The 24,930-nt window shown below is 51.0% G+C and carries 25 protein-coding genes and 3 tRNA genes; all 28 read right to left on the bottom strand.

Annotated elements, in window-relative coordinates; all coding sequences use genetic code 11:
* Nucleotide 1: 1 nt before the first annotated feature.
* The 28 genes from P304_RS0105710 to P304_RS0105575 all read right to left on the bottom strand — a co-directional run bounded on the left by P304_RS0105710 (nucleotide 2) and on the right by P304_RS0105575 (nucleotide 24,920).
* Complete coding sequence (locus tag P304_RS0105710; RefSeq protein ID WP_027389748.1) at nucleotides 2-2,221, bottom strand: LamG-like jellyroll fold domain-containing protein; 2,220 nt, start codon at nucleotides 2,219-2,221, stop codon at nucleotides 2-4.
* Between the two features lie 23 nt (nucleotides 2,222-2,244).
* The gene (locus P304_RS0105705) at nucleotides 2,245-2,772 is read right to left on the bottom strand and encodes a PulJ/GspJ family protein (protein WP_027389747.1); all 528 of its coding nucleotides are present in this window, start codon (nucleotides 2,770-2,772) and stop codon (nucleotides 2,245-2,247) included.
* Between the two features lie 4 nt (nucleotides 2,773-2,776).
* Nucleotides 2,777-3,154: a type IV pilus modification PilV family protein gene (locus tag P304_RS0105700; RefSeq protein ID WP_027389746.1), complete on the bottom strand. Its 378-nt coding sequence runs from the start codon at nucleotides 3,152-3,154 to the stop codon at nucleotides 2,777-2,779.
* On the bottom strand, nucleotides 3,145-3,579 hold the full coding sequence (locus P304_RS0105695; RefSeq protein ID WP_027389745.1) for a type II secretion system protein: 435 nt from the start codon (nucleotides 3,577-3,579) through the stop codon (nucleotides 3,145-3,147). The genes P304_RS0105700 and P304_RS0105695 overlap by 10 nt, the downstream gene beginning before the upstream one ends.
* A 257-nt stretch (nucleotides 3,580-3,836) precedes the next feature.
* Nucleotides 3,837-4,085, bottom strand: coding sequence for a UPF0175 family protein (locus P304_RS0105690; RefSeq protein ID WP_027389744.1), 249 nt, complete (start codon nucleotides 4,083-4,085; stop codon nucleotides 3,837-3,839).
* Between the two features lie 19 nt (nucleotides 4,086-4,104).
* The gene (locus tag P304_RS0105685) at nucleotides 4,105-5,358 is read right to left on the bottom strand and encodes a type II secretion system F family protein (RefSeq protein ID WP_027389743.1); all 1,254 of its coding nucleotides are present in this window, start codon (nucleotides 5,356-5,358) and stop codon (nucleotides 4,105-4,107) included.
* Between the two features lie 3 nt (nucleotides 5,359-5,361).
* Nucleotides 5,362-7,179 (bottom strand): GspE/PulE family protein, encoded by a 1,818-nt coding sequence (locus tag P304_RS14280; protein ID WP_034764425.1) that lies wholly within the window; start codon nucleotides 7,177-7,179, stop codon nucleotides 5,362-5,364.
* Complete coding sequence (locus P304_RS0105675; RefSeq protein WP_027389742.1) at nucleotides 7,179-8,120, bottom strand: SH3 domain-containing protein; 942 nt, start codon at nucleotides 8,118-8,120, stop codon at nucleotides 7,179-7,181. The genes P304_RS14280 and P304_RS0105675 overlap by 1 nt, the downstream gene beginning before the upstream one ends.
* 3 nt (nucleotides 8,121-8,123) lie before the next feature.
* Nucleotides 8,124-9,671, bottom strand: coding sequence for a hypothetical protein (locus P304_RS0105670; RefSeq protein WP_084417562.1), 1,548 nt, complete (start codon nucleotides 9,669-9,671; stop codon nucleotides 8,124-8,126).
* Nucleotides 9,647-9,994 (bottom strand): hypothetical protein, encoded by a 348-nt coding sequence (locus tag P304_RS16895; RefSeq protein WP_027389740.1) that lies wholly within the window; start codon nucleotides 9,992-9,994, stop codon nucleotides 9,647-9,649. The genes P304_RS0105670 and P304_RS16895 overlap by 25 nt, the downstream gene beginning before the upstream one ends.
* A complete protein-coding gene (locus P304_RS0105660; RefSeq protein ID WP_027389739.1) occupies nucleotides 9,995-10,678 on the bottom strand; it encodes a hypothetical protein in 684 nt (227 codons plus the stop codon).
* Nucleotides 10,675-11,331: a hypothetical protein gene (locus P304_RS0105655; protein WP_027389738.1), complete on the bottom strand. Its 657-nt coding sequence runs from the start codon at nucleotides 11,329-11,331 to the stop codon at nucleotides 10,675-10,677. The genes P304_RS0105660 and P304_RS0105655 overlap by 4 nt, the downstream gene beginning before the upstream one ends.
* A complete protein-coding gene (locus P304_RS0105650) occupies nucleotides 11,328-12,314 on the bottom strand; it encodes a type IV pilus biogenesis protein PilM (protein ID WP_027389737.1) in 987 nt (328 codons plus the stop codon). Before P304_RS0105650 ends, P304_RS0105655 begins: the two co-directional genes overlap by 4 nt.
* Before the next feature lie 206 nt (nucleotides 12,315-12,520).
* Nucleotides 12,521-13,276: a uracil-DNA glycosylase gene (locus P304_RS14275; protein ID WP_236613309.1), complete on the bottom strand. Its 756-nt coding sequence runs from the start codon at nucleotides 13,274-13,276 to the stop codon at nucleotides 12,521-12,523.
* Between the two features lie 92 nt (nucleotides 13,277-13,368).
* Entirely contained in the window at nucleotides 13,369-14,574 is a 1,206-nt protein-coding gene (gene coaBC, locus P304_RS0105640; RefSeq protein WP_034764423.1) for a bifunctional phosphopantothenoylcysteine decarboxylase/phosphopantothenate--cysteine ligase CoaBC, read from the bottom strand.
* 1 nt (nucleotide 14,575) lies between these two features.
* Nucleotides 14,576-14,797, bottom strand: a complete 222-nt coding sequence (rpoZ, locus tag P304_RS0105635) for a DNA-directed RNA polymerase subunit omega (protein ID WP_027389735.1) — start codon at nucleotides 14,795-14,797, stop codon at nucleotides 14,576-14,578.
* A 132-nt stretch (nucleotides 14,798-14,929) separates the two neighbouring features.
* Nucleotides 14,930-15,017, bottom strand: a tRNA-Leu gene (locus P304_RS0105630).
* Nucleotides 15,018-15,049: 32 nt separating this feature from the next.
* A tRNA-Cys gene (locus P304_RS0105625) sits at nucleotides 15,050-15,123 on the bottom strand.
* Between the two features lie 11 nt (nucleotides 15,124-15,134).
* Nucleotides 15,135-15,210, bottom strand: a tRNA-Gly gene (locus P304_RS0105620).
* Nucleotides 15,211-15,246: 36 nt separating this feature from the next.
* Nucleotides 15,247-16,044: a DUF116 domain-containing protein gene (locus P304_RS16070; RefSeq protein WP_051321452.1), complete on the bottom strand. Its 798-nt coding sequence runs from the start codon at nucleotides 16,042-16,044 to the stop codon at nucleotides 15,247-15,249.
* Nucleotides 16,037-16,978 carry a methionyl-tRNA formyltransferase gene (gene fmt / locus P304_RS0105610; protein WP_201766924.1) on the bottom strand — a complete coding sequence of 314 codons (942 nt, stop codon included), beginning with the start codon at nucleotides 16,976-16,978 and terminating at the stop codon, nucleotides 16,037-16,039. The genes P304_RS16070 and fmt overlap by 8 nt, the downstream gene beginning before the upstream one ends.
* Nucleotides 16,975-17,493: a peptide deformylase gene (def, locus tag P304_RS0105605; protein ID WP_027389733.1), complete on the bottom strand. Its 519-nt coding sequence runs from the start codon at nucleotides 17,491-17,493 to the stop codon at nucleotides 16,975-16,977. The genes fmt and def overlap by 4 nt, the downstream gene beginning before the upstream one ends.
* Nucleotides 17,490-18,656, bottom strand: a complete 1,167-nt coding sequence (rfaQ, locus tag P304_RS14265; protein ID WP_051321451.1) for a putative lipopolysaccharide heptosyltransferase III — start codon at nucleotides 18,654-18,656, stop codon at nucleotides 17,490-17,492. The genes def and rfaQ overlap by 4 nt, the downstream gene beginning before the upstream one ends.
* Nucleotides 18,643-19,413, bottom strand: coding sequence for a glycosyltransferase family 2 protein (locus tag P304_RS0105595; RefSeq protein ID WP_034764419.1), 771 nt, complete (start codon nucleotides 19,411-19,413; stop codon nucleotides 18,643-18,645). Before P304_RS0105595 ends, rfaQ begins: the two co-directional genes overlap by 14 nt.
* A 10-nt stretch (nucleotides 19,414-19,423) precedes the next feature.
* Complete coding sequence (locus P304_RS0105590; RefSeq protein ID WP_027389731.1) at nucleotides 19,424-20,419, bottom strand: glycosyltransferase family 9 protein; 996 nt, start codon at nucleotides 20,417-20,419, stop codon at nucleotides 19,424-19,426.
* Nucleotides 20,416-21,414 (bottom strand): lipopolysaccharide heptosyltransferase II, encoded by a 999-nt coding sequence (gene waaF / locus P304_RS0105585; protein WP_027389730.1) that lies wholly within the window; start codon nucleotides 21,412-21,414, stop codon nucleotides 20,416-20,418. Before waaF ends, P304_RS0105590 begins: the two co-directional genes overlap by 4 nt.
* 205 nt (nucleotides 21,415-21,619) lie before the next feature.
* Nucleotides 21,620-24,139 carry an Ig-like domain-containing protein gene (locus P304_RS0105580; RefSeq protein ID WP_027389729.1) on the bottom strand — a complete coding sequence of 840 codons (2,520 nt, stop codon included), beginning with the start codon at nucleotides 24,137-24,139 and terminating at the stop codon, nucleotides 21,620-21,622.
* 121 nt (nucleotides 24,140-24,260) lie between these two features.
* A complete protein-coding gene (locus P304_RS0105575; RefSeq protein ID WP_034764416.1) occupies nucleotides 24,261-24,920 on the bottom strand; it encodes a type II secretion system protein in 660 nt (219 codons plus the stop codon).
* Between the last annotated feature and the right edge of the window lie 10 nt (nucleotides 24,921-24,930).

The raw sequence follows: 24,930 nt of genomic DNA, 5'->3' as shown, positions 1-24,930 counted from the left end.
GTTATTGCTGGGTATTGTAGCGGTTAATAATATTTCCGTCGGTCAGAACTATGTCCGGATAAAACCAAACCTCATCAATCAAAAGACCTGGGAAGGCCGCGTACGCCGTTGTGACTCCATTATGATACCCGCCAATTGCAAAAATTGATGCGCCAGCAAGGCTTTTGCTGAGCAAATCAACATTTTGGTTTACCCGCACTCCCAACGCTTGTCGTTCAGCGTTATGGTAAAGCCGCATCTGCCACGTCGTACTTGCATCCCGCTCCAGCACAGCCGCCACGTGCTCCCATTGCCCCGTAGTAAGCGGACGTTGCGACCGAATAGAGCGGACAATGCCGTCACTCGCACGAACCTGAAACACAACATAATCTTGTGTGTCCAGATACAGCGAATAACCGGGATCATCAATTCCCCCTTTGCCCAGTAATACCCGTTGTGTGGAATTACTCGCAGGAAGCTTCACCCACGCCATCAGGGTAAAGTCGTCGGTATCAATAGTGAGCAACCCAGAATTATCAAGCTGAAAATAGCCTCCCGCCAGTGATTCCCCAGTTTCGATAGTTGGAACATCGTCGCTGAAAGTCGCACTGACCGCCGTACCGCTGCCACGATTATTTGGATTGAACGGCCAATGGCTGACCGTGTGGGCGGGTGGAGTAAGCTTCATTTCACTGATCACGAGCGCAAAAGACTCCTGACCAAACCCAACGGTAAAGCCCGGCCTTACGGCAGAAAAATCGGCACCGCTGGGCAATGTCAAGCAGCGGCTAAACTGTGTGACACCGGTATTGCCACCGCTATAGGGGATGCGCAGATTAGAGAACACCGAGTCACTGGCCTGACACGTTCCCCCTGGGCTACACACCGCTACCGTAATGCGCGCATCGCCTGTAGTGCCGTTATGACTGCACCCAGTTTCGCGAAGCAGCTCCACACGGGCGCTATATTCATCCGGAATGTTAGTAGTTTCTGTTTCTAGCCAAGCCGTATTACCGATCAGACAGTCCGTGCCATTGCTACTCGCGCAAGCTGGCGTCGCGCCGCTCCCGTGCGTTACACTGTTGCCAACCAAAAGTGCTACGTGATTCCCCGCAGGGTCGTTGTTACCCAAAGAGTGCAAATCAAATTCGATGGCGATTTTCCCTTCGGTACTATCGGCAAGGCCAAGATAGCCAAGGTTTTGGCCGTTGGTTCCGGCACTGCCGCAAATGTGGGAACCATCATTATTCTGAATTGATTGATTTTGCGGGAGCAAGGTGAGAGTGAAGCCCCCCTCGGTGACATCGCCTCGGTAGATTTGAAAACGGAAAAAGGCACGGAACTGGTCGTATGCACTACGTCCGACAAGAAAGGGGCGGTCAATCCATGCGCAAGCGGCAACGGCGCTGTAGGTTTGGTTGCTCTCTTCGGTATCACCGACAATCAGCGAGACATTGCCTTCAATGTCGGTAATGGTTTGAATCATGGTGGCACCTTCGCTGCATCCACCCGTAGGGCCGATGAAGAGGTTTTTCACTATGAAATCGTTATCTTTGACGCCACCCGCATCCTCGCCTGTTACAGAGATAGAGACATTCACCCCAGCATTCGCAGGGTTAAATACCCCAAGGCTTTCAGAAAAAGTGCCACTCGCTCCATCTTCTTGATCAGCAATAGTAAATGACTTAGGCAGGTTAGCATCAGTCCCCGTGACTTCAATCGTTAAACTAAGTTTTGGTATTTTCTTGCCATTGCCTTTTTCTTTAATTTTCACTTCCCAAGCAAAGCCTAGGAACACTTGTTGCCCATCAACATTACAAAGTGTCAAGGCTTCTTTCGTCGTATGGTTTGAAGAAGTACCGGCTGCACCAAAGGCAACAGTTGTCCCATCATCACTCAGGGCGGCATGGTTGTCGCCACCACCTTTGAAATTCCAGAGCTGATCTGTAAACGCAACTACACTCGGATCACTCGGGGAAATTGGCGCGTCGCCCGGTGCTACGGGAGCCGTCGCATCGTAGGCATAGTTCGATTCTTCGGGACTAATAACACCGGGATTATCGAGCGCGCCATAGCGGTTATAGCTCATACCTTGCGTTGAACGGTCTGTATCAAAGCCACCACGGCTGGTATTGGAAAATAGCGACGTCACGGCTATCCCCATTGCAGCAACAACGGTTATCAAAAAGATCGCGATAATTAACAGTGATCCACGTTGGTTCTTACTTTTCAGGGCACGCATAGAGTTCCCCTCGCCTGTATCGGTTAGTTCATACATGAATTATCGTCTTTACGAACGTACACGGAGGTACGAAATGGTGCGCCGGTATTTGTTCCATCAAGCGTTATCGTTACAATATGCGTATCATTACTGATACTAGCTGCGCTCACAAGCGCCGTACACGACCCTGAAACTGAAAAATACTGAAACGGAGTCGCTCCATTGACTAACATTGCACCCGTCAGCGGCGTTGCGTTGGCGGTACATTCATCGTCAGTATAACGGACAATGCGGTTATTGTCGGCAGCAAAACAGGCACTGATGCCATCGCTACGGGTAAAGCCAATTTGTGTTGCAGTACTCCCGCTGTGGATAGCCTGTGCGTCACGAATTTCACGGCTCATCCGCTCCATCGCAAGGTTTACTTCGATTAAATCAGCACTCATGTCCCGTGCGGTTAGGTAGGCGTCAAGACTGCTGCTTACCAGTGGTGCTGACGCTGCAAAAAGTATCCCCATGATGGTAAGAGTCAAGATCAGTTCGAGAAAAGTAAAGCCACGAGCATTTTTCATACTGTTACTCGCTGACAAGGTAGACGTTTTCAAATACAAAGTTCATAGCATCGACCCCGTCTGAAACATTCACCGTGATGTGGTACACGGGGTTGCTCCCGAGATAGTCGCCAGAATCAATCAGGTGGGTAACTGTGTACGCAGTGCTAGAACACGGTGCACCGCCAGTCGCACACCATTCATCGAAACTATCCTGTCTGGCATAGGCATACATCAGCTCGACACGTTCCATAGCAAGGTAGGTGCGGCGCAAAATATCACCACTGGTAGGGGCGCCCAGCAACACTGGTGCGAACACACCAAGCAATCCCGTGGCGGCGATGCCGATTACCACAATAAATACTATCATTTCAATCAGCGAAAAACCTTTGGTTACTCGCATGCACCCACCTCAGCATGGCCAGTTTGTGCGTAAATACAAATGGTGGTTCCGGAAAGGATCATGGTGGCGTGAGTTACAATGTTGGGAACACCAAATTCATTATCAAAAATGATATTACTACCAGACAAAACAAAACCTTTGCTGCCTAGATTACGTGTGGTGTCGCCATCGGCAAAGGATTCGGCAACGCCATCAAGCGTAAACGCGTAACTATTACCACTGATAACAAATGCCCCTTCGCTGCAGGTTTCACAGGTCATGGTACGCAATTGCACATACCGGATATCGCTGACGAGCCGCTCGGAATAGGCGCCAACTTCTAGATCACGCCCCGGCCAGAGCATAGTTGCACTACCGGCAAGGATGCCAAGAATGACAATCACAACAACCAGTTCCAGCATGGTAAAGGCTTTTCTGGAGCGCACTGTGGATTCCTTTTTATGCATTGTATGCTTTTGAGCGGTAAACCGCCTTTGGTGTATAAATGGATACGAACTCTTGTCATTTCGAACGAAGCGAGAAATCTAGATCTCTCACTCCGTTCGAGATGACGGGTGTGAGTCGCAACGCTCATAGCACCTTTTAAATTAGCGTAAGACATTTCGCACACAACGTGCGAGTCAGTTTTTCGGTAAAGTTTCAGAAGATAGAGCAAGTGATTCCGATAACAATTTCCCGATTCTCAGGCATTATTGACATCATCAGAGAGCTCGTTTTCTGTAAGGTCGATAACAGGCACGCCATAACGACTGAGCTCAAGCAGAAACTGCACCCGGCTCACCCCTGCCAAAACAGCAGCCATACCTGAAGAAAGTCGCCCTATTTCGTATAACTTGGCTGCCATAGCGAACTTGGCTTCTTGCATAAATTGTTCAGGGGTACATTGCACGGCATCTGGAAAATGACTGGGAATTTCTACATTCAATTGCATTTCACCCTCATTATTGGAGTTACTTCATCGCGCTGCCCATACTCCACATTGGCATAAATATGCCAAGCGCCAGTATAAGCACGAGCACTCCCATAAACACAAGCAGAATCGGTTCTAACGCGTCGGAGAGCCGTTTGAGGTCGTACTCAATTTGTTGGTCATAAAAATCGGCGGTTTCGATCAGCATGGTATCAGTTGCACCGGTTTCTTCGCCTACCGCCAGCATTTGCAATACCATTGGCGAAAAGCGTCCGGTAGCGGCGGCGCTCCGTGAGAGCGATTCGCCCCCTTCAATACTCATCCGCATGTCGTCGACGGACTGCGCAATATAGAGGTTCCCCAACGAGCGGGCGACGGCGGAAAGAGCCTGCAAGGCAGGGACGCCGGAACTGAGCATCATGGCCAGCGTACGGCAGAAACGCGAAAGGATAATGAGTTCCGTAATTTTGCCGATCAGCGGCATCTTCAGGCTGTAGCGGTCAACATTAAATGCGCCGCTTGGTGTTCGCTTGTAGGATCGATAGGCGATGACGGATACAACCACGGTAATAATCATCGCCCACCAGTAATTGGTAAACAACCCTGACATGCCGATCAAAAAGCGGGTGGCAAGGGGGAGGTCGCTTCCAAGTTTGGCAAATACTGACGTAAACGCGGGGATAACAAAGACGTTAATAACGGTCAGTGCTAAAAACATGGCGGTACAAATAATAGTCGGGTAGCGGGTTGCCTGTTTAATCCGTTTTTTATTGGTTTTATCCATTTCTAAAAAGGCGGCGATTTGCAAAAAAGCACGGTCGAGTTGCCCGGTATTTTCGCCGATGTACACCATATTGACAGTGATTGGCGGGAAAATCTTTGGATGACTTTGCAGGCAAGCCGAAAGCGACATACCTGATTCAAGCTGATTGGCAATGTCTGCCAGAACTTTCTGCATGCTTTTATTCGGGGAGGCGTCAGCCAATCCATGCAGGGTGCGCATCAGCGGTACACCAGCTTTGATCAGCGCATACATTTGACGGCAAAACATTAAGATATCGTCAGAGCTGATAGGTTGCTGATTCAGTTTCTGCCAGAATGACTCTTTGGAGTCGGCGTCATCTTTCATGGCGCGTTGCGCTCCGCTACCGCCTCCTTTGGCGGGAGTAATGGTAATCGGAGTGATCCCCTGCGCAAAGAGGTCGCTAGCGATATCGTCGGCATTATTGGCATCCATCACACCGCTTACTGGTTTACCGCTGGCATCGCGCCCTTTATACTGAAAGCTTGGCATGGCTTATATCCCTTTATCGAGACTCATGGCAGAAATATTTGGTGCCAGCACCAGTGGTGGCGGAGTCGGTTCCGTTTCAACGGCTAACTCCAGTTTTTCTGGTCGATCGTCAAGTGACGCAGAAATTTTAAATACTTCGTCCAGCGATGTTTTCCCTTCGCTGGCGGCATCAAGGGCGCTCAGTGCCAATGGCCGATAGTGCGGGTCGCTTTTTGCGGCTTTGCCAAAAGCAGTAGCATCTTCACTGCGCAGCGCATCCATAAGCACTTCGTTGATTTCAAGCAACTCGTACACACCCATACGGCCACTGTAGCCCGTGTTATTGCAGTATTCGCAGCCACGCCCCCGGAAAAACCGAGCATTTTCGTCGAACGGTTTCCCTGTCAGATATTCCACCCATAATTTTTCACGTTTTTCCAGTTGATGGGGTTGTTTGCAGTTCTCACAAATACGGCGGATAAGCCGTTGTGCCAAAATACCACGCAGCGCAGTCGCAACTAAAAAGGGTTCTGCACCCATGTCGATCAGGCGCATCGCCGTACTCACGGCATCGTTTGTATGCAGCGTAGAAAGCACCAAGTGACCGGTCAAGGCGGCGCGCAAGCCGATTTCGGCGGTTTCTTGGTCGCGCATTTCCCCGACAAAAATAATATCGGGATCTTGTCGGAGTGAGGAACGCAAGACTTTGGCAAAGGTAAGGCCAACCTTCGTATTGATCTGACATTGAGTAATACGCGGAAGGCGATATTCTACCGGGTCTTCAGCTGTGATAATCTTGACTTCCGGAGTGTTCAGCTCATTGATGGCACCATAAAGGGTGGTGGTTTTCCCACTGCCGGTCGGGCCGGTCACAAGGATCATGCCGTGGGGACGGCGGATAAGGTTACGGAAGCGTTCCAACATAGCATCTTGCATACCAATTTTTTCGAGCCGTAATATCCCTTGCGATTGGTCGAGCAGTCGCAACACCACGGTTTCACCGTATTGGCTGGGAAGGGTGGAAACCCGCACATCAACCACGTGATCTTTTATTTTGATGTTAAAGCGGCCATCTTGCGGTATCCGCTTTTCCGAGATATCAAGGTTGGAAAGAATTTTGAGACGCATGACAAGGGCGGCGTCTATCCGTTGCTTTTTCATAGTTTTTTCGCGCAGATGACCGTCGATACGGTGGCGGATGCGCAGGATGTTTTCGTCCGGTTCAATGTGGATATCCGAGGCTTTGGCTTGAATGGCGTCTTCCAGAATGGATTGCAGCAGTCGCGCCACCAGAAGTTCTGACGATTTATTTTTGCCACTGCTCATAATGCCGCTGAGGTCAAAGTCGGTGGTACCTTTGAGTTCGCTTTCCAGCTCTTCGGCTATCGAAACAATGTCTTCTTGGTTACGGTAAATGGTATTGAGAGCGGTGTTTAGTTCCGATTCGCGTACGACGGCGGGAAAAACGGGGCGGCGCAGCACACGTTGCATTTCGTCAATCGCAAAGATATCCATCGGGTCAGCCATCCCGACAAGGATCCCATCGGGGCGCTCGGTCAGAATAATGCTGCGATAGCGCCGTGCCAGTGTTTCAGGCATTTTCTGCGACTGCTCTTCTTTGAATTTGTAGTGTTTCAGCTCTACAAACGGGAGATGGGCTTTTTCGGCGAGAAGGCGCAGAAAGGCTTCTTCTTGCACCATGCCGCTATCAATCAGGACGCGGCCAAGTTTTTTTCCCGATTTTTTTTGTTCGTCAAGCGCTTGCATAAGCTGTTCTTGCGAGAGCAAGCCAGCTTCGATCAGCATATCCCCAATACGAATTTTACGACTGGGGCCTGACATTACCATGCTCCCTGAAAGGTAATGTGCTCTAACCGCTGTTGCGCGTAGCGCACGAGTTGTTGATCGCTGGAGCGGGTAACGACGCGGTAGTGTTGGCGTGCTTCTTCAGCTTTACCAGCCAGTTCCTGCATCCGCGCAAGGGCATAGCTATAGTGTGCATTATTGGGGTGGCGCTGGTTGGCTTGTGCGTACCAGTTGAGCGCGGCGGCGTGGTCGCCTTGCCGTTCGTGGAGTACACCGAGAAGGAACGTCAAGGAACTTTGATGATCGTGCGTGAGATAGGCGAGCAGAAAGTCGCGCAATTGGTCGGCCGGGCGGTTTTCTTCCAGATGCCCGACACCATAAGCATAGGCAAGGGAAATGGCTTTCGTTTTATTTTCGGCAATAAAGGTGTGTGCCTGTGCTTCCATAGAGAGCTTACCGTATAAGTAAGCGCGGTTAATCAGCAATTGCCGAGTCGGTTGCATGTGCGCGGCAATGTCTTCGTGCACCGCTAAGCTTTCGTGATAGCGCCCTGCCTGAAAGAGTCGATCGGCTTGGGCGATCAACTGCATCCGCTGGCGTGGTGTGAGAGTACGTTGTGGCACAGCAGTTGGTAGCGGCGTGGGAGCCACGGCCACGGGTGCTACCGTTTCGGCTTTTCGGGCGGTAGACGGTATCATGTTTTCCACTTTCAGGTGGGCACCATACACATACCCTTCGCGCTCGTTCACCGTAACGCGATACCACTGATAGCCTGTCTGGCTTTGAACGCTTTCGTGTACAGTGACCTCTTGCGCTTTCGTCAGTACGGCACTGATGGGATACGATGGACCTGGCCCTGTACGCATGTTCAGATATTCGGCGGTGCTCATACCACGTATGGAAGTGGTATTACCTGCGTAACTTACAGTAGCGGCGGCCAACATGGCTAACATAGGGAGAAGAGTTTTTTTGTTCATCGTTTACAACTCCACGGAGCGAATTCTGAGGAAAATAACCAGCTCACGCCGCTCTTGCACGTCGCGAGTGCCACGGAACAGATGACCGAGCAGCGGCAGCGATGCGAGTCCACTGACCTCTTGTGCTTCTTTTCGGGTATTTGTCGAGATAAGTCCACCAATGACGACCATATCGTTATCGCGTACGCGGATAATGGTACCCGCCTCTTTCATGTTGATGACAGGGGCGGAAACAATCAAATTGTTTTGCGCATCATACTGTTCATCAACCCTTTCGAAATTCGTGGCCACAGGTATAATGTTAAGTAAGATCGTACCATCTTGTGAAATAACGGGTGTAACACCCATAGAAAGACCAGCAAGGACATCACGACGAGTAAATGTTTCGAGAGTCACTCTCGCATCGCCCTCCCCATCATAACTGATTTCTTTTGACCAGAAGGGAGTAATTTTTCCAGAAGAAATCAGAGCCGTTTGACTATTCATAACTCGGATGCGCGGATTTGAAAGAGTCTCAATATCTCCCGCGTTGCGCATAAGCTGAAGCATTCCCACAAAATTATTCCGTGTATACTGAACTACCCCCGTAGCGACACTTCCACCTAGCGCACCAAAAATATCCGTGCTAGTTAACTGTTTTATCGAAGTAGTTCCACCACCTATAGTAAAGATATGCTCCCAATCGATACCGAGCGCATGGCTGTCATTGAGTATAACCTCAAAAATTTGTGCCTCGATCAGCACTTGCTTCATGGAGTGTTCGAGAACCTGTTCGATCATTTTGGCAATTCGGTTGACGTTTTCGCGCTTATCCGTAACAGTGACCACGCCACTAAAGCGGTTCATCACAAAACGTCCTTCCTCGGTATCCGATAGTAAACTCTGGATATTGTTCTGAATGTGCAGGTAAAAATCGTTCATTTCTTCAGGGTTATTGTAGGTCAAGGAAAATTCTCCCTTATACTGGGTACCTTGGGAACCGGCTTCCGCACCGCTTCCGCCAAGCACATCGCCCCCAAGTTGCGAGGTCGAACCGGTACGGGTTTTCAGGTAGGGAATGGTAAAGCTGCGCGTTTCATAGTGATGGACATGAATGGTGTGGCCGTTCAATTTGTAGTAACAACCGCTGAGTTCCATAATAATATCAAGGGCTTCTTCGAGATCAACCTCTTCGAGCGAGACGGAAATCGGTGCCTCCTGCGGCACACCACGATGATAGACGACATTAAATCCAGCATCTTCGGTGATTGTGGTCAGAATCATCTGCAAGGGAGCGTCAAAAACTTTCATCGAAACGGGTGGCGCCCCTTCAAACGGCGATACGACTTGGTACGGCGACGGGATGACTAACGGCGGAAGTTCCGTAACTGCTGGTGGTACTGCTGGTTCTGTTTGGGCAAAGGAGTTGAGCAATGTCGGCATGGTGCCGCGTTGTTCCGCTGGCAATTGCGCTGGAGCGCCGCCCGGACGGTAGGCACCGCATCCGGCCGTGACGATAGCAAGCACTATACAGACACAAGCAATTTTCATTTTTGAACGTCTAAGACCCATCGTTGTCCCCCTTGGTCAAACAAAATAATCTGTGATTTGGTAATGTCTTGAATGCGGCTTTCGTTATATACATCGCCAACGCGGTAGCGTACTCCGTCAATAAGTGCCACGGTAGTATGTCCGAAAAAAACAAATCCGACGCGTTGAGCTGGAGCAACAGGTTCGGCATTATCGCCTTCGATCGTGTCACCACTACTGAGCACTGGAAAATGCCTCTCTTTGAATTCCTTGGGTGGCTCCGTTGGGTCGAGCAGCACTGAACCATAACTTACGGTTACGAACAGCACAAAAATGAGGAGATAGAGTACTGGATGTTGCCTCATTTAGACACCAATCCATTTCTGTTCGGTACCGATGGTATACACTTCAAGATAAATACGAGCGTTCGGGTGAGTGATCACTTGGTACTCCAATATTTCCCAGAAAAAATACCACGGAAGCGCTTCCACTGTTTGCAGGTACGTAAGGAGATCAAAGTAGGCTCCTTCCACTTCAATACGAATACCATGGCGGTAGGCGCGCAGCGCATCGGCAGCAACTTCCTGTTCTGCCGGATGGAATGGCGTGGCGGGTATGCTTTCCAGTCGTATCAGCTTCAGTCCTTGCTGCTGTCGCAAGAGATCATGCAAAAGGTTCGCCATGGTCGTTGGTTCCACCATAAAGCTCATGGCTTCACGAATCTTTTGGTTGAGTTCGAGCGACTTTTGCTGTAACTGCGAAAGGTCGGCACGCATGGGGGCATCGGGATCGCTCTGAGCGGTCAGAAAAATCAGCTCTGCCTGCTGTTCAAGCCGTTGGGCATCGCTCTGAAGTCGTGAAATATCCTGACGATATTTCACCATTTTTTGTGTCATCGGTTTCGATGCAAGGAATGTCCACCCGAGCAATATGATGAGTAAGAGAAGAATCAACACCATTGCCCGTTCACGCGAGGTTCTTTGGTTCAGCGCGTCAAGCTTCGTGTTAACTTTTTCGGCAATCGTGGTAAGGAACGCTGGTCGCTTCATGGTCGAACTCCCAACTGTGGTATGGCTGGAATTTCGGGCGCGGCGACGGTCGTCAGCGAAGAGGTACGCGGTGTGCCAACGCGAAAGAGAGTGACTTTGGGATTCGTTTCATCTTGCTGCATGCGAAAGTTGTCAAAACGATATCCCTGTAACACCGCTTCGCGTGATAACGCGCTCAACAGTACGGGCGGCTGGCTGGTTTGCGACGTTTTCCCTTGCAATGCCAATTGCACGCCGGCGTCGTAGAAGTAGATATTCGTGAGCCAGACGTTCGGCACTGTTTGGCGCGCTATCGCGGCGAGTTTTTGAGAAAATCGCGATTGATGATCTCGTGCTATTTCGAGTTCCGCCAGAAGGCGTTCCTGATAGATCGTCGTGTTGCCCATCATGTTGATGCGGCCAGCCAGACCTTTATCGGTGATGGGCGCTGGATAGAGCTTGGTATATTCGGCCACTTTTTGCTCCGCTGCCGCCCGTTGCTCCTGCCAGTGTTGCTGCTGCGTTGCCAGTGTTTGTGTGTGGTACCACTGCGCTGCGGTAGCGGCGAGGATAACCACAAGACAGAGCGCGGCAATACCAAAGACGCGCTTGGCGGGAAATGGGATTGGCTTGGGGCGAAATTGTTCAAGGTAAAGATTAATTTCCTGCTTCATAAAGGTTCCTTCCGGCGCAATGCCGCCCCGATAGCACGGATACATTGTTGCTGGAGCGCTTTCGGGCAGTCATCCGAAATCTGAAGGTAGTCCCCGAGATTCAGCTCACTGACCGGCAGTCCAAGCCGCTCGCTCAAGTGTTGTGTCGGGATCTCGCTGTCGGTAGGGGTAAAGTACAAGGAACCGACTCCCCCCTTGCCAAGCTGACTTTCGTAATAGTCAAGTGAGCGTTGCAGCTCAAGGAGTAGGGCGTCGGCAGGGTTGGCAGTGGCCATCGTAGCAAAAACTGGAAAAGCAGAGTCGGGTTCTGGCGCAGCGGGTTCCTCTTTTTTTTTCAGCGAAAGCAGTCCGCTTTCGCCACGGCGACTCAAGTAAAGGGCGTCGCGCTCCATCAGGTTAATCATGCCCCCTTCACTTTCCATATGGATAATGCCGAAACCGCGCTCTTGTTCGGGTAAGAGAAGAGCAAGGTTTCGCAATGCCATTTCCGCTATGTCAATATAACGAAGCTCCAGCCCGACATTCTTTATCATCTCTATCGTTTCGTGGATGAATTTCTGTTGCGCAATAGCAACGTATACCATCTGCATGCGGCCGCGAAACGCATCATCAGGCAGCGAGACAAAATCAATGACGGCCTCGTTCACGGGCATTTGAATCAGATCCTTAATCCGCCAGCGAAGCGCTTCAGCCAGTTCGTCATTCGGGATTTCCTCTGGACGGTCAACAAAAATCAACTGGTATTGCGATGGGTGAAGCACAACGGAACAAGCATGGCGCTGAAGAGCCTGCTGTTGGACATGTTTAGCGAGCACATCAACTGCTTTTTCCCCTTTGGCAAGTGGGTGAAACTGGCAATGACTCAGACGATGAGGTGTTGTGCTGTGGTCAATTTCGGCGAGAGCAACCCCTTGCGGAGAAATCTCTATTCCCAGCAATGTCGGGCTTTGTGAGGAAGTTTTTTTGAAGAGAGAAGAGAGCATGTTCATTCCCCAGATGAAACTTCTAGCATTCACGACCGCAGCCGCAAATAGAAAACAGAATGCAAAATATGTTTATAATAAACACAGCACGACTTCTTGAAAAGTGTATAGCAGCGAATAATGGCACAGAAGAGCCGTGAGAAGCAATTGATTTCTAAGAGAAAGTCTCATTAGCTGAGACGCTAAGAGGGCGCAAAAAGCAAGTACTACGCGTCGCTTACTTCCGGATAGATCAGTGACATTTTGTTATACTTGAGTGCTTCGCCCTTGAGTTGCGAATGCAGATTATGTAGCGCGCGCACGTCTTCCCAAACCGGACGACGGAGCGTTTCGTTACGCAGTAATGCCGAGGGATGATAGGTGCAGATAACTTTCGCGCTGTGGTATGAAAGAATTTTTTGTCGCATCTGGTTCATGGTTTTTGGCGTAGCCATGGTTCCCCAAAAAAAATTTCCCGCAAACCGCCCTAACGCAAGAATAATGGTGGGCTTCAGCAATGCCAACTGCCGCTTCAGAAAATGAGCACAGACGGTCATTTCGTCTAACTGCGGGTCACGGTTTTGCGGCGGACGACATTTAATCACATTGCAAATATACAGTTCATCACGCTGCCATCCGATGGCGCGCATGATTTGATCTAGCTTCTGCCCGCTTGCTCCGACAAAAGGCTTTCCTTGACGATCTTCCTCAAATCCCGGCCCCTCCCCGACGAGGCAAATCGAAGCGTGGCGATTCCCCGCACCTATGACAATCGAACTGCGGCCAAGTGTTGCGAGTTTGCACCCTTGGCAATCAGCAAGATCACGTTCGAGTTGCTCCCAACTGTCGTTTTCGGGAATTGCGAGCACATGCGCTTCCTTCGGCGGAGTCTGCGCGGCTGGCTTGGTAGTCATAGGCGGCACGCGGTCATATGAACGGGTTGGAGCCTGTGACGGGGCAGGGGGCGTGTGCGCTACACGCATCGGGGCAAGCGGCAAGCGTAATGTATTCGGGTGATGTGAATACGCCAGAAAAGCTCCTCCTTGGAGCTGGTAGCGACTGAGAAGCGTGAACGCTATTTGTTGGGGTGTAAAGTGAGGCATATGTGTATCTGTTCTGCGATCGTTTCAGCAACGTCGTCTTTACTGCCCGCCGCCGTTGCGATAACACCAGTGGAAGTGACGAGAGAAATAGCGTTCTGGTCGCTCCCAAAGACGGCAGCGCTTCCACCAACCTGATTCGCAACAATCATATCTGCTCCTTTGCGCTGCAATTTTTGCTGGGCATGTTCGAGAAGGTTTTCCGTTTCTGCCGCAAAGCCGACGATATACTGCCCCGCCTGTTTTTGCTGGCACAGCGTATGGAGGATATCGATATTTTCGGTGAGTTCAATGGTATGCAGCGCCTGAGTCGTCCCTTTTTTGCACTTTTGCTGCGCCGCCAAAGCAGGGCGATAGTCGGCTACCGCAGCGGCTTTGATGATAATATCAGATCGAAGTGCATGCGCAAAAACTGCATTCGCCATTTCGCTCGCACTTTCAACATCAATGCGCTTCACACCAAACGGCGTCGCCAAAGCAACAGGCCCTGCAATCAGCGTAACATCAGCGCCACGATTGGCAAAAGCACGTGCGAGGGCAAAACCCATTTTTCCGGATGAGAAATTCGAGAGGTAACGCACCGGATCAATCCGCTCACGGGTTGGACCGGCAGTTATGAGCACTTTTTTCCCTGCATATTGCTGACGCGCAGGGTGTGTCAACCGCAGGGCTGCCGCAAAAATATCAGATACTTCCGCTAATTTCCCTTTGCCAATATCGTTGCACGCTAAAAGTCCACAGGCAGGTTCAATAATGGTAACGCCATCGGCACGCAGCGTGGCAAGATTGCGTTGCGTGGCACGATGTTCAAGCATGGCCGTATTCATGGCGGGAGCAAGGAGAATAGGTGCGCGACAGGCCAGATAGAGGGTCGCGACAGGGTTGTCGGCAATGCCGTGGGCAAGTTTTGCGATAAGGCTGGCCGTCGCTGGTGCGATGATAAAGATATCGCACCATTTCGCTAAACCGATGTGCTCAACCCCTCTGGCGTGATCGAGTGCAAATTCATCGCGATACACGGCATTTCCCGTCAGCGATTCGAGTGTCAATGGCGTAACGAAATTCAGCGCATTCGGGGTGGTACAGCAGACGACAGAATCACCACGCTTGATAAAAAGACGTGCCAGATCTGCGGCCTTGTACGCCGCGATGGAACCCGATATGCCAAGAAGAACGTTCACGTTAAACCTTTTGTAACTCACGGTAGATAAGGGTGATTTTTCCGGTCATAACTTCTTCAAGAGCTAACGTTGTCGGCTTGCGAAAGCGTGAATCTTCAATCAACGGGTGGTCTTTCATTAATATCAAATCAGCGGCGCGTTTGGCGGCGAGATTCGTGAGCATAAAGCGGCTGTTCAGAAAATCGGGATTTTCGAGACACTTTTCAATTTCAATGAAGGCCATGGGACTCTCCTCGTTATCTTTCATCAAATGGCGTGAATAGGCACAGGGTGCAATACTCACAGGGTATTTTCAAAGAACGTCGAAGTATACGGCAAGTAAAAGGAGAATGCAATCACGCGGACTGGCTAAAAGTGGTACCCGGGACCGGAATCGAACCGGTACGAGCGTAAAGCTCTCAGGATTTTAAGTCCTGTGCGTCTACCTATTTCGCCACCCGGGCTCAATGAAGAATGAATCTACGAGAAAAGTTTTTGGAGGCGGCACCCAGATTTGAACTGGGGATAAAGGATTTGCAGTCCTCTGCCTTACCACTTGGCCATGCCGCCTGACAAATAGATGGAGCGGGAAACGGGACTCGAACCCGCGACCCCAACCTTGGCAAGGTTGTGCTCTACCAGCTGAGCTATTCCCGCGACGGAGAGCTTTATATATGAGTTGAGCGGGGGAAGTCAAACGTTTTTTGAGTTGGATTGCGGGGTGCTTTGCAACAGGCTTTCCAACGCGATACTGATTTGCGCCGTATTGACCGTCGTATCGATGCAAGGACCGCTTGGTGTTTCATTAAATACACCAATAACCGGCAAAGGAAACGTATCGCGCAGGCCACTATATAAGTCGCGTTCGCACGCAACGGCAATGATAGCACGCGGTTTCGTTTCTTTCACAATACGACGCGCCAACGTGCCGCCGGTGGCGGTAAATATCTTCACACCAAAGCGATGACTAATACCAACCAAATGCGTGATCGGACAGCGTCCGCACATCGCACATTTTTCAATATCAACCGTCACGCGATGGTCACAGTCGCGCACCTGCAAACAATGGGGAACGAGCACGATAATTTGATCAGCGCGAAGTTTGCCACGATATTTTTTGAATACGTATTTATTATTGTAGCTCACCAACTCACGAATCAGACTGATTTTATCGAAGCCGAAGGTTTCGCCAAGATAGAGGATAAAAGGAAAATAGAGCCCGATGCAGTACCGATTCGCCAGCGTAAAAAGTGGCGAGCGAAGATTCAGCTTGAGGAACAAGTAAAAGATAACCGGCAAAAGCCCCATAATGCCAAAAAGCAATGAAGGGACGCCCCAGACGAGCGCCATTTTATAGCTGATATGGCCGAGGCGCAGCGCAACATAGCCCATCCCAAGTGATACCACCCAGAACGCACCGTTAACGAGTGAAAAGAGAATTTTGAAATGCGGTTTTCCACTAAATGGCGCAACCGCGCTGGTATTATCCAAGTATCTCTCCTGCGGTTATGTGGTGACCACGGATAAAATCGGCAGCAGATACCGGCTTTTTGCCGTCAAGCTGCACTTCGCCAAGTAACAGTGAACCATTCCCACACGCCACTTCTAGCCCCGAGTCGCCCAGCGACACTATTGTACCGGGAACTCCCGATTGGCGACAAGGGGTCGCGCGGAGTACTTTAAGACGTTTTCCTTGCCACGTCGTTTCCGTCCCTGGCCAAGGGGTGAGCCCTCGCACTTTATTCGCCAGAACGGTAGCGTCCTGCGTCCAATCGATATGCGCTTCTTCTTTGGTTAATTTACGGGCGTATGTGTGAGCAGCATGATCCTGCGCCGTAAAAACGGCACTGCCGTCAAATACGGCGTACAAGGCACTGATGATAGCTTCGGCACCAAGGGTTTTCAACTGATTGTGCAGCTCGGGCGTCGTGGCGTTGCCAATTGGTATACCCCGCCGAAGCACCATGTCACCCGTATCAAGCCCAGCATCCATCCGAATAATAGTAATGCCGGTTTCCGTTTCACCATCAGTAATCGCACGGTGAATAGGAGCCGCTCCGCGCAGCTTTGGCAAAAGCGAAGCGTGGATATTATAACACCCAAAACGGGGGATATCGAGCAGGGCTTGCGGCAAAATCTGCCCATACGCCACAACAACTATCGCGTCCAGATTCATCGTACGCAGCTCATCGATCAACTCGCTATCACGACGGATTTTATCGGGAGTGACTACGGGAAGGTTCAGCGATTGTGCCGCTACTTTTACCGCAGAAGGGGTAAGCTGCAGCTTTCGCCCCGCAGGTTTGTCGGGCTGCGTAATGACAATGGGAACCGTAAAATGATCAGCGACAGCGTGGAGTGACGCAACACTGAACTCTGGGGTTCCCATAAAACCGACGCGCATAGTGCGAAAAGGGTGTGTCATGCGTAATTCCCTTCGCGCACCGCTTTTTTGATCTTTCGTTTGATCAGATCGCGTTCGACACTGCCAATTCTATCAAGAAACAAGTTGCCGGTCAGGTGATCCATTTCGTGCTGACAGATCACGGCTAAAAAATCCGTGGCAACCAAATCCATTTCGCCCCCATCAGGAGTGTCGGAATGGACGATTATATGCGCCGAGCGTTGCACTTCAGCATAGTAACCTGGCACAGAGAGACACCCCTCTTCGCAACGAATTTCGCCAGAGCGCTCGATAATGCGCGGATTGATTAAAACAATCTGGCGTGCTGGTTCATCCTCTTTACCAGCATTCGGGTCAATCACGCAGAGTTGGCGCGAAATTCCGATCTGCGGTGCGGCGAGGCCAACACCGTTGCGGGCATACATGGTTTCAAACATATCGGCGATAAGCACCTGAAGCGGTGCACCAAATTCAGTAACCGGTTGTGCCATTTGTTTGAGAATCGGATCAGGGTATTTGCGAATTTCATACATCATGGAGTTTCTTCCTCCGAAGTTTCAGGTGTGCAAAGGGCGCAAAAGGCACCATCGGGATGTTTTTGAACATACAGCCACTGATCAAGCGGCGCCGCAATGTCGGCAAGCGTGATTTCGTGAAGACACTGCGAAACTTTACTGCCATCACAGCCGTCTTTGCCACAGGGAATGCAGGGGCGCGCTTGCTGGTATATCATGTGTGGGCCACTTTGCTGTAACCCATTGCGTTTCGAGTAGGGTGGCGCCTTATCGCCACTAGCAAACGGCCCCCAATGAAAAGCACCGCTCGGCCCAAAGAAAGCAAATACAGGGGTGTTCACTGCGGCGGCCATGTGCATCGGCGCGGTATCGACACCAACAAATCCTAGTGCCAGACGTGAAATAGCAGCGGTTTCCAGTAACGTGAGTTTTCCGGCAAGGTTCACGATTTGCGCGTTCTCCTCTGGCAAGCAGCGGAGCACCCGTTTGATATAGTCCAGTTCGCGTTCATCATCGGCGGCGGTCAGCACGACCGCAAGCTCATGCTTATCAAGCAGATAGTGGATAATTTCGCCCCAAAGTTCCGGTTTCAATGTTTTAAACATCCAACGCGACGTAGGATGAACATGGATAAAATTACTCAAACCTTTCAGCAGGATAATTTCTTTGGCCATATCCGCTGCGGCCGTTGGGATCGTGAGATCAACCCGAGTGTGGTACGGCACAACACCAAGCGGTTCCAGTAAACGGAGGTTGTAATAGACGGTATGCGTCGCGTGTTGCTCGACAGCAACACGGTCAGTCAAGAGTGCGTCCATCAGCCATTTTCCCGTTTGATACCCGATGCGGCGCGGCGCACCGCTGATGCGAGCGGTGAAAATACCGCGATCAGAGGCGGTGGTAACGACCACCAAATCATAGCGTTGCTGGCGTAAGCTCCAAAGAAAGCGTGCTTCGGCCAGCAAACGCGAGAGCAACGGAAGGCGTGCAAAGCGGCTTCGCGGGTAGACAATGACCTCTTCCACCGCTGGATGATGTTTGACCATCTCTTCGGTTCCCTCGTTGACCAGCACAGAGATGCGCGCATCCGGCCATACGCGGTGGAGTTCACGTATAACCGGAGTTACCAAGAGGACATCGCCAATATTGCGCTGTTTAATAATCAGGATATTATGAAAGTTCATCGGGAAAGTGGCTGCTCCCTTTCAGGTATTTGGCATACGTGTACATAGCGTAGAGGGTAGCTAACGTCAATCCCATGCGGCCATCAAGGAAACCTTTTTTGAAAAAAAACATTTTCAGAAAGGTGAAGAAAGGTCGTAGATACACGTCACTCCAGCGCACAGTACGACCCTCAAGGCGCATCTGGCGCGCGGCAAGGGTTGAGTAGCGATCCATCCGCTGCAAGTAGTCGCTCAGAGAACGATAGGTAAAATGAATCAGTCCGCTCTTTAGTGGATACGCGGGAAATACTCCTTCAACCGACTCATGCACTTCTCGTGCATTAAATGCCGCACTTGCACGGAAGTAGAGCCGTTTCTGCGCATCGGGATACCAACCACTGTAACGAACGCGCTTGCAGCAAAAATAATTCTCGCGTCGCACGCTATACACATCAATATTCGTTCCAGAATAATCCAGTATAGCAAGCTGCTCGCGCAGTGGTGTGCTTACCCGTTCATCAGCGTCAACATTCAATATCCATGGTTGCGTAGCGAGCGAGGCAGCATAGTTTTTCTGAGCGCCATAGCCCGGCCACGGGTTGTGAAAAAAACGGACGTTCGCGAATTGTTGACAGAGGGACACCGTTGCGTCACTACTACCGGAATCAACAACAATAACCTCCGGCAAAAACGAGAGGCTTTCCAGACAGGCAACGATGTTGTGCGCCTCGTTCAGGGTAATGACAGTGGCGCTGATGGGAAGCTGAGATAACGACATCATAACGCTCCTAACGCGCAAGAGCGTCGTTGGTTGCCCCATAGCCCAGATATTCAAGCCGATGGATGACATCATTCACAAAGAGATGGCGCATACAGCTGCGATCTGTCGGACACTCGCGTAAGAAACAGGGCGAACAACGGAGCTGCGCCTCAAATGAGAAATGGCGATTATGAATCGGACCGGTGCGTTGCAGTGACGTTGGGCCAAAAAGTCCGATAACTTTCGCCCCTACCATATCAGCTATGTGCATCGGGCCACTATCAACACCAACAAATATCCCTGCTTGATATAAAATTCCCGCTGTTTGCGGCAGTGATGTGCTGCCACAGAGGGAAATCCCTTGACCAATTTCACGGACAATAGCTGATCCTTGCTCGGTTTCACCTTGCGCTCCAATAATCACCGGAGTCAACCCCTGACTCACGAGCCATTTTCCAAGTGCGACAAAATGCTCAGCAAGCCACTGCTTTGACGGCCAGCGGCTCTGAATTCCAAAAACAACTGGTCGTTGAATCTGCTGCGCCAGCTCGATTCCCTGTTGAAAGCCTTCGCCGGTCGGAATAATGTCGGAAGCAATGTCAAATTCTATCCCGACTGCGGCCTGAACAAGCTGGTGCATGCGTACTTCGGCACCAAGTTCCCATGGTGCTACGACATGGTTGTGATAAAAACGGCGCGACCCTTCACGTGCTTCCGCATGTCCCCATACCTGTTTGCGACGTGCAAGACGGCAGACAATGGCGCTTTTCATAAGCCCCTGAAGGTCGATGACGAGATCAAACTTCTGCTTCCAGAGTTGCCACGCGGAGGCCAACTTGCGCGTCGGATCAATCGTCACAACAGTATCGGCAATGCCAAGCGTGGCGACAAATTCGGCATAGTGTGGTGCCACTGCCCAGGTGAGCGTGCCACTCCATGCCGGCTCTCGTTTAAGCCCAGCAAGTACACAGGCCGCTACCGCAATGTCTCCCAAAGAGCTCAACTTGACAATTAAGATATTCATAGCATCACCTTCTCGCACGCCCAGTAGACATCGTCAGGATCGACGGCATCCATGCAGTAGTGTCCAGGTTTGCTACATTCCCGTTTCATGCACGGGGCACAGGAAATAGCGGTCGAACGTATTACTTGGGCGCGAGATGCCAGCGGGTACGTATTCGTGTGATCTGTTGAACCGAATACCGCCACCACAGGAGTATCGAAAGCCGCGGCAAGGTGCATCGGTCCAGAATCATTCGTCACCATAATTTGCGCACCGCCAATGACACCCATGAGGGTTAGCAGGTCAGTTTTTCCCGCAAGATTTGTGGCGGGAACATCAACCATTTTGACAATATCACGTGCCATATCGGCCTCCGCGTCAACACCTGTAACGACAATATGGAGTTTATGGTTGATCGCAAGCCCCCGTGCCACATTGGCAAACCGCTCGGGAGCCCAGCGCTTGGCCGAACCATATGTCGCCCCAGGATTGATAACAGCGTAGCGATCCGGCACCCATTGCGCCGCCGCTTTGACGGCTCGCGGTGGAAGTGGCAAAGCAAGCTGCGTAGGCGTTACCGGTGCGGAAATTAAATCCAACCCATGCAACATACGGAGATAATAGTTGCTATGATGACCAACGCGTGTTTCTGCCGTGGCCGGAACACTCTTTGACAGAAGGAGCCGACGGCCATCTGTATGGTAACCGTAAACATTGGGAATACCGGCGAGTCGCGCAATAATCGCCGCTTCGATGGCATTTTGCAGAAGGATAGCTGTGTCGAATTTTTCGCGGCGCAAACGGCGGGCAAGCGCAAAAATATCCTTCTTACTCGTCTTTCGAAACGGAATCAGACGATCAATATACGGGTAGTCCATGAAAAGTGGCGCCGTGGTACTATTTTGCAAAAGAGTAATATGCGCGAGTGGATGCGCCAGCCGCAAAGCCTTGAGTGCTGGCGTTGTCATCACCGCATCGCCAACCCAATTCACTCCACGGACAAGGATTTTATTCATGCACGTCTTTCACCTAAATCAGAATATTGGCACTGTCCGGCAAAGTTTATGACCGATACATTGCACGAAAATAAGGGGGACTTATACGCGGATTCACTATAGGGCGCAAATGGTTTTGTACACCTTGCGCTGGCACGCAACAGACAATAGGCCGCTTCTGAAAAGGATTATGGCTTTCAAAAACGGCCTATAACATTTTTAGTATTTACGGGATGGCAACCTGCACCTCTACAGGAGTGGCATTACCGGGCGCGCTTATCGTTACTACGGCACTATCTTTCACTAAATTGCCTCCAACATCAATGGCACCACCCAACGTTCCACCTGTGACAGTAATCGAAATTGCACATTGTCCATTGGTGTCGGTCGTACAGGGAACGGCCTGCACTTGAAACGCCCCTGTGTTTGTTACAATCGTAACCAACGGTGAAATAGTCAAGAAAGGAAGCGGAATTGCATTCCCATCGACAAGAGAAAAATTAATAGCAGTCGTATCATTATTCGTCGATATCGTTGTTATTCCACTCTCGTTAGTAAGTGTATAACCAAGGACTGGCGCAAAGCAAAAGCGATTATCTATCGTGGTTGCTCCTGAATCGGTCGCTTCGGCGACAATCCACACCTGAGCAGAGCCCGCAGGGAGGTGTCGTGTATCGACCGTGTGGTTACCATAGTAGCAACCAGCATTAATCGCCTGCTGATTAGCCGGATATGTTACAAAAAACTGCGCTAATCCATCTTTAACGGTAGCATGACCAGCTACCATGGCTTCTGTTTGAGCATTCACACCATGCACTTGACCTCCAAGCAATGAGGCTCCCATCAAATACTCAACTCCAGACACAGATGACTGGTAGGCTTTATTAACCGACACTTGAGAAGCACTTATCGTTGTACCAACAAAGCGGCTCTTGTCCGATGCCACAGTATTAAAGAGCAAGACACGGTCGTTACTTTGCACATACCGCAAAACCCCGTTACGGGTCACAGATGCGGTAGTGAGTACCGTAGTTCCAACTGAGAGTATATTGCTTGCTGCGCTGGTTGCCCCATCACTACCGGACGCGATCACGCTATCAAGGAGTCCAAGGTTAATCGCCGTACCATCAGGCACAGCGTTGCCGTAGCGATCGGTAACAGAAGCAGAACCGGCACGGCGGTAAAATCCCGTGCCGAGGTTTGTAATAGAGCCGGTGACTGGATAGCTCAGCGCAATACTATGTGGCGGCCCAGAAGCAATAGTAATTTGTGGCAGGATATTCAGAACACGCGGACTTAAAGGGTTGCCAAATTCATCAAAAGCCTCTATTTCGAGTTCAACAACACCCGGTAGTGTACCGGCTTGCAGCGTAATGGTTGCCACCCCTCCATTGGTTCGCACCTCGATAGAATCATTACTCACCGTAAGTCCAGTAGCACTGGTTCCACTGAGGGTTTCCGGCGCCCCGGGGTGCGTGCGAAAAGCGACACGCAGGTTATTCACCCCAGCATCCGGATCAGCAATGGGACTGCCAGCGGCATCGCGAACGGTGAGCGAAATACTGGTGGCGTCCGATTTTCCAACTCCGGCAACATACAAATTAGGCGTTCCTAGAGACATCTCTATATTGGCAGGAGCGTTGCTGCTTACAGAGCCAAACGTAATCGTCCTACTAATGCTCGGGTATTGCATAAGCGAGAGCGTCGCTTCGCTCGGGGTCGATGGGGCACGCAGGGTAAACGTCGCACGACCGGAGCTCGTTGCAATCGGGTTTTGCGACGTTATCACTCCCGCTGTCGCCTGAAGCGTTACTTCCCGTCCATCCATAATAATATTACTGTACTGGTCGCGAAGAGTAACCGTTACCTCGGTTTCTGCTGTCCCATTGGCAGGTAATGCAGAAGGAGACGCAATGAGGGAGGATGTCGCCGCAAAGGGAGCACCGGGAGCGAGTGCCACCGTGGTACTGGTGCTCACTCCGCCTGCCGTGGCATGAACAGCAGCAGTGGTCGCCTGTGTGCCAGAACGCAGATAGAACCGCACAATTCCACTTGTACCAGTAGCTAAGAGAAGTGTTTCTGCCGTATCCCCACCACTTGTTCTACTCAGAGAACCTGCGGTCGTAGTGACCGTAATCGGCACGCCACTCATAGGTTGTTGCTGGCGGTTACTGGCACTCAGATCAATCGCAACGACATCGGTACCGTTCGCCGCAATGGAGTTATTCAGTGCCGTAAGCGTGAGCGCCGCAAGGTCGATTATTTCGACGGGCTCTTCCGTACTAGGTGGCACGTAAGTGGGATCGGCTTGAAAAGTAACGTTCACCTGTTGCTGAATCCCATTAACAAACGATGTAACCGTTGCTACGCCCGTCGAGCGGCCAGGATAGAGTCGTACCGCCGCTTTCCCGTTCATATTGGTTCTTGCCGTGACCTTTTGGGCTGAGCCTACCGCCATTATCGTTGCAACGGCGCCAATGGTTGGCGGAACGTTGTACACCTCGAGCGTTCCTAGCGTGGTCGAAAACTCCACATCCGCATTGGGCAGCGGTTTACCACTGGCGTCGGTAGCAAGGGCCGTGATGGTAGTGTAACTATTTCCGTCGGCGACCAACGTCGTGGATGTCGCGGCAAGCGGCGCAACCGATTCGACGCGGCTACTGGTTCCACCGCCCCCACCTCCGCAACCAAAACTCAACATCAACAGGGCAATGGCTAAAATACTGATAAAATAACGGCGGATCATACTCTAAATTCCTCCTCGGGGAAAATCTCAACGGCGAATATCTCTGCATGTAGAGTCACATTAAAACAGAAAATAGCGCCACTGTCTATTGAACGACAAAAAACCTTCCGCGCAACTCCCCTTACAGTCGTCGACAGAGCGTGTACACTTGATCTTCGCTATATGACGTAGCCGCGGTAGCACTTGGTGCGGTATGTGCGCCAGCGGTGGCTTGTGCCGCGCGCACTTGCCCTGAATTTGGCTTTCCATCGTCGATTTGGGTATCAATAGCCGCAGCCGCCCTACCGGAAACTTCGGAAGCACAAATTTTATTGCCCGTCAGCCCAAAGGCAGTGGCACTCGTGAAGCCGAATCGTCCACCAAACGGATTCAGTGGCAGCGTGTCTACTCCTGTCGCTTGAACATCGCCACTCATAAATCCCGCCGCACGCAAATGATTCCAGAAATACCCCCCTTCTTCACTTCCAGTAAACGTGCTAGCAAGTGCGGCGTCAACAATGCCATTGCGGTTACCGACCGCACTCCCGGAAAGTTCCGACCAGCTTCCTCCGCGAGCGGTGAGCGTTGCCGCAGGACCATCGTCGCCGGGTTGGCGGCGATATTCGTCAACGTATGCATTGTAGGCGGTAGATATGCCATTCATATCGCTGATCGTCTGCTTGACCTTGGCCGAAGCAATCAGTTCTTGACCTTTTAAAATCCCTCCAATCAATAGTCCGACAATAACCAGGACAATAGCGGCTTCAATAAGCGTAAAACCGGCATGTGTTCGATGGTGCATGTAACCCTCC

The sequence above is a fragment of the Chrysiogenes arsenatis DSM 11915 genome, assembly GCF_000469585.1.
Classification (GTDB): domain Bacteria; phylum Chrysiogenota; class Chrysiogenetes; order Chrysiogenales; family Chrysiogenaceae; genus Chrysiogenes; species Chrysiogenes arsenatis.
The sequence above is the reverse complement of the archived record's forward strand: the minus strand, read 5'-3'. Positions and strand labels throughout refer to the sequence as shown.

What these genes read in the sequence shown, in the direction of transcription:
- P304_RS0105670 (WP_084417562.1), bottom strand. Translation starts at nt 9,671, where the DNA reads ATGGGTCTTAGACGTTCAAAAATGAAAATTGCTTGTGTCTGTATAGTG.
- P304_RS0105710 (WP_027389748.1), bottom strand. Translation starts at nt 2,221, where the DNA reads ATGCGTGCCCTGAAAAGTAAGAACCAACGTGGATCACTGTTAATTATC.
- rpoZ (WP_027389735.1), bottom strand. Translation starts at nt 14,797, where the DNA reads ATGGCCTTCATTGAAATTGAAAAGTGTCTCGAAAATCCCGATTTTCTG.
- P304_RS0105705 (WP_027389747.1), bottom strand. Translation starts at nt 2,772, where the DNA reads ATGAAAAATGCTCGTGGCTTTACTTTTCTCGAACTGATCTTGACTCTT.
- P304_RS0105660 (WP_027389739.1), bottom strand. Translation starts at nt 10,678, where the DNA reads ATGAAGCGACCAGCGTTCCTTACCACGATTGCCGAAAAAGTTAACACG.
- P304_RS0105675 (WP_027389742.1), bottom strand. Translation starts at nt 8,120, where the DNA reads ATGAACAAAAAAACTCTTCTCCCTATGTTAGCCATGTTGGCCGCCGCT.
- fmt (WP_201766924.1), bottom strand. Translation starts at nt 16,978, where the DNA reads ATGACACACCCTTTTCGCACTATGCGCGTCGGTTTTATGGGAACCCCA.
- waaF (WP_027389730.1), bottom strand. Translation starts at nt 21,414, where the DNA reads ATGAATAAAATCCTTGTCCGTGGAGTGAATTGGGTTGGCGATGCGGTG.
- P304_RS14275 (WP_236613309.1), bottom strand. Translation starts at nt 13,276, where the DNA reads ATGCGTGTAGCGCACACGCCCCCTGCCCCGTCACAGGCTCCAACCCGT.
- rfaQ (WP_051321451.1), bottom strand. Translation starts at nt 18,656, where the DNA reads ATGAACTTTCATAATATCCTGATTATTAAACAGCGCAATATTGGCGAT.
- P304_RS0105595 (WP_034764419.1), bottom strand. Translation starts at nt 19,413, where the DNA reads ATGTCGTTATCTCAGCTTCCCATCAGCGCCACTGTCATTACCCTGAAC.
- P304_RS0105650 (WP_027389737.1), bottom strand. Translation starts at nt 12,314, where the DNA reads ATGCTCTCTTCTCTCTTCAAAAAAACTTCCTCACAAAGCCCGACATTG.
- P304_RS0105580 (WP_027389729.1), bottom strand. Translation starts at nt 24,139, where the DNA reads ATGATCCGCCGTTATTTTATCAGTATTTTAGCCATTGCCCTGTTGATG.
- P304_RS0105575 (WP_034764416.1), bottom strand. Translation starts at nt 24,920, where the DNA reads ATGCACCATCGAACACATGCCGGTTTTACGCTTATTGAAGCCGCTATT.
- P304_RS14280 (WP_034764425.1), bottom strand. Translation starts at nt 7,179, where the DNA reads ATGTCAGGCCCCAGTCGTAAAATTCGTATTGGGGATATGCTGATCGAA.
- P304_RS0105655 (WP_027389738.1), bottom strand. Translation starts at nt 11,331, where the DNA reads ATGAAGCAGGAAATTAATCTTTACCTTGAACAATTTCGCCCCAAGCCA.
- P304_RS0105685 (WP_027389743.1), bottom strand. Translation starts at nt 5,358, where the DNA reads ATGCCAAGCTTTCAGTATAAAGGGCGCGATGCCAGCGGTAAACCAGTA.
- P304_RS0105700 (WP_027389746.1), bottom strand. Translation starts at nt 3,154, where the DNA reads ATGCGAGTAACCAAAGGTTTTTCGCTGATTGAAATGATAGTATTTATT.
- P304_RS16895 (WP_027389740.1), bottom strand. Translation starts at nt 9,994, where the DNA reads ATGAGGCAACATCCAGTACTCTATCTCCTCATTTTTGTGCTGTTCGTA.
- P304_RS0105590 (WP_027389731.1), bottom strand. Translation starts at nt 20,419, where the DNA reads ATGAATATCTTAATTGTCAAGTTGAGCTCTTTGGGAGACATTGCGGTA.
- P304_RS0105690 (WP_027389744.1), bottom strand. Translation starts at nt 4,085, where the DNA reads ATGCAATTGAATGTAGAAATTCCCAGTCATTTTCCAGATGCCGTGCAA.
- def (WP_027389733.1), bottom strand. Translation starts at nt 17,493, where the DNA reads ATGATGTATGAAATTCGCAAATACCCTGATCCGATTCTCAAACAAATG.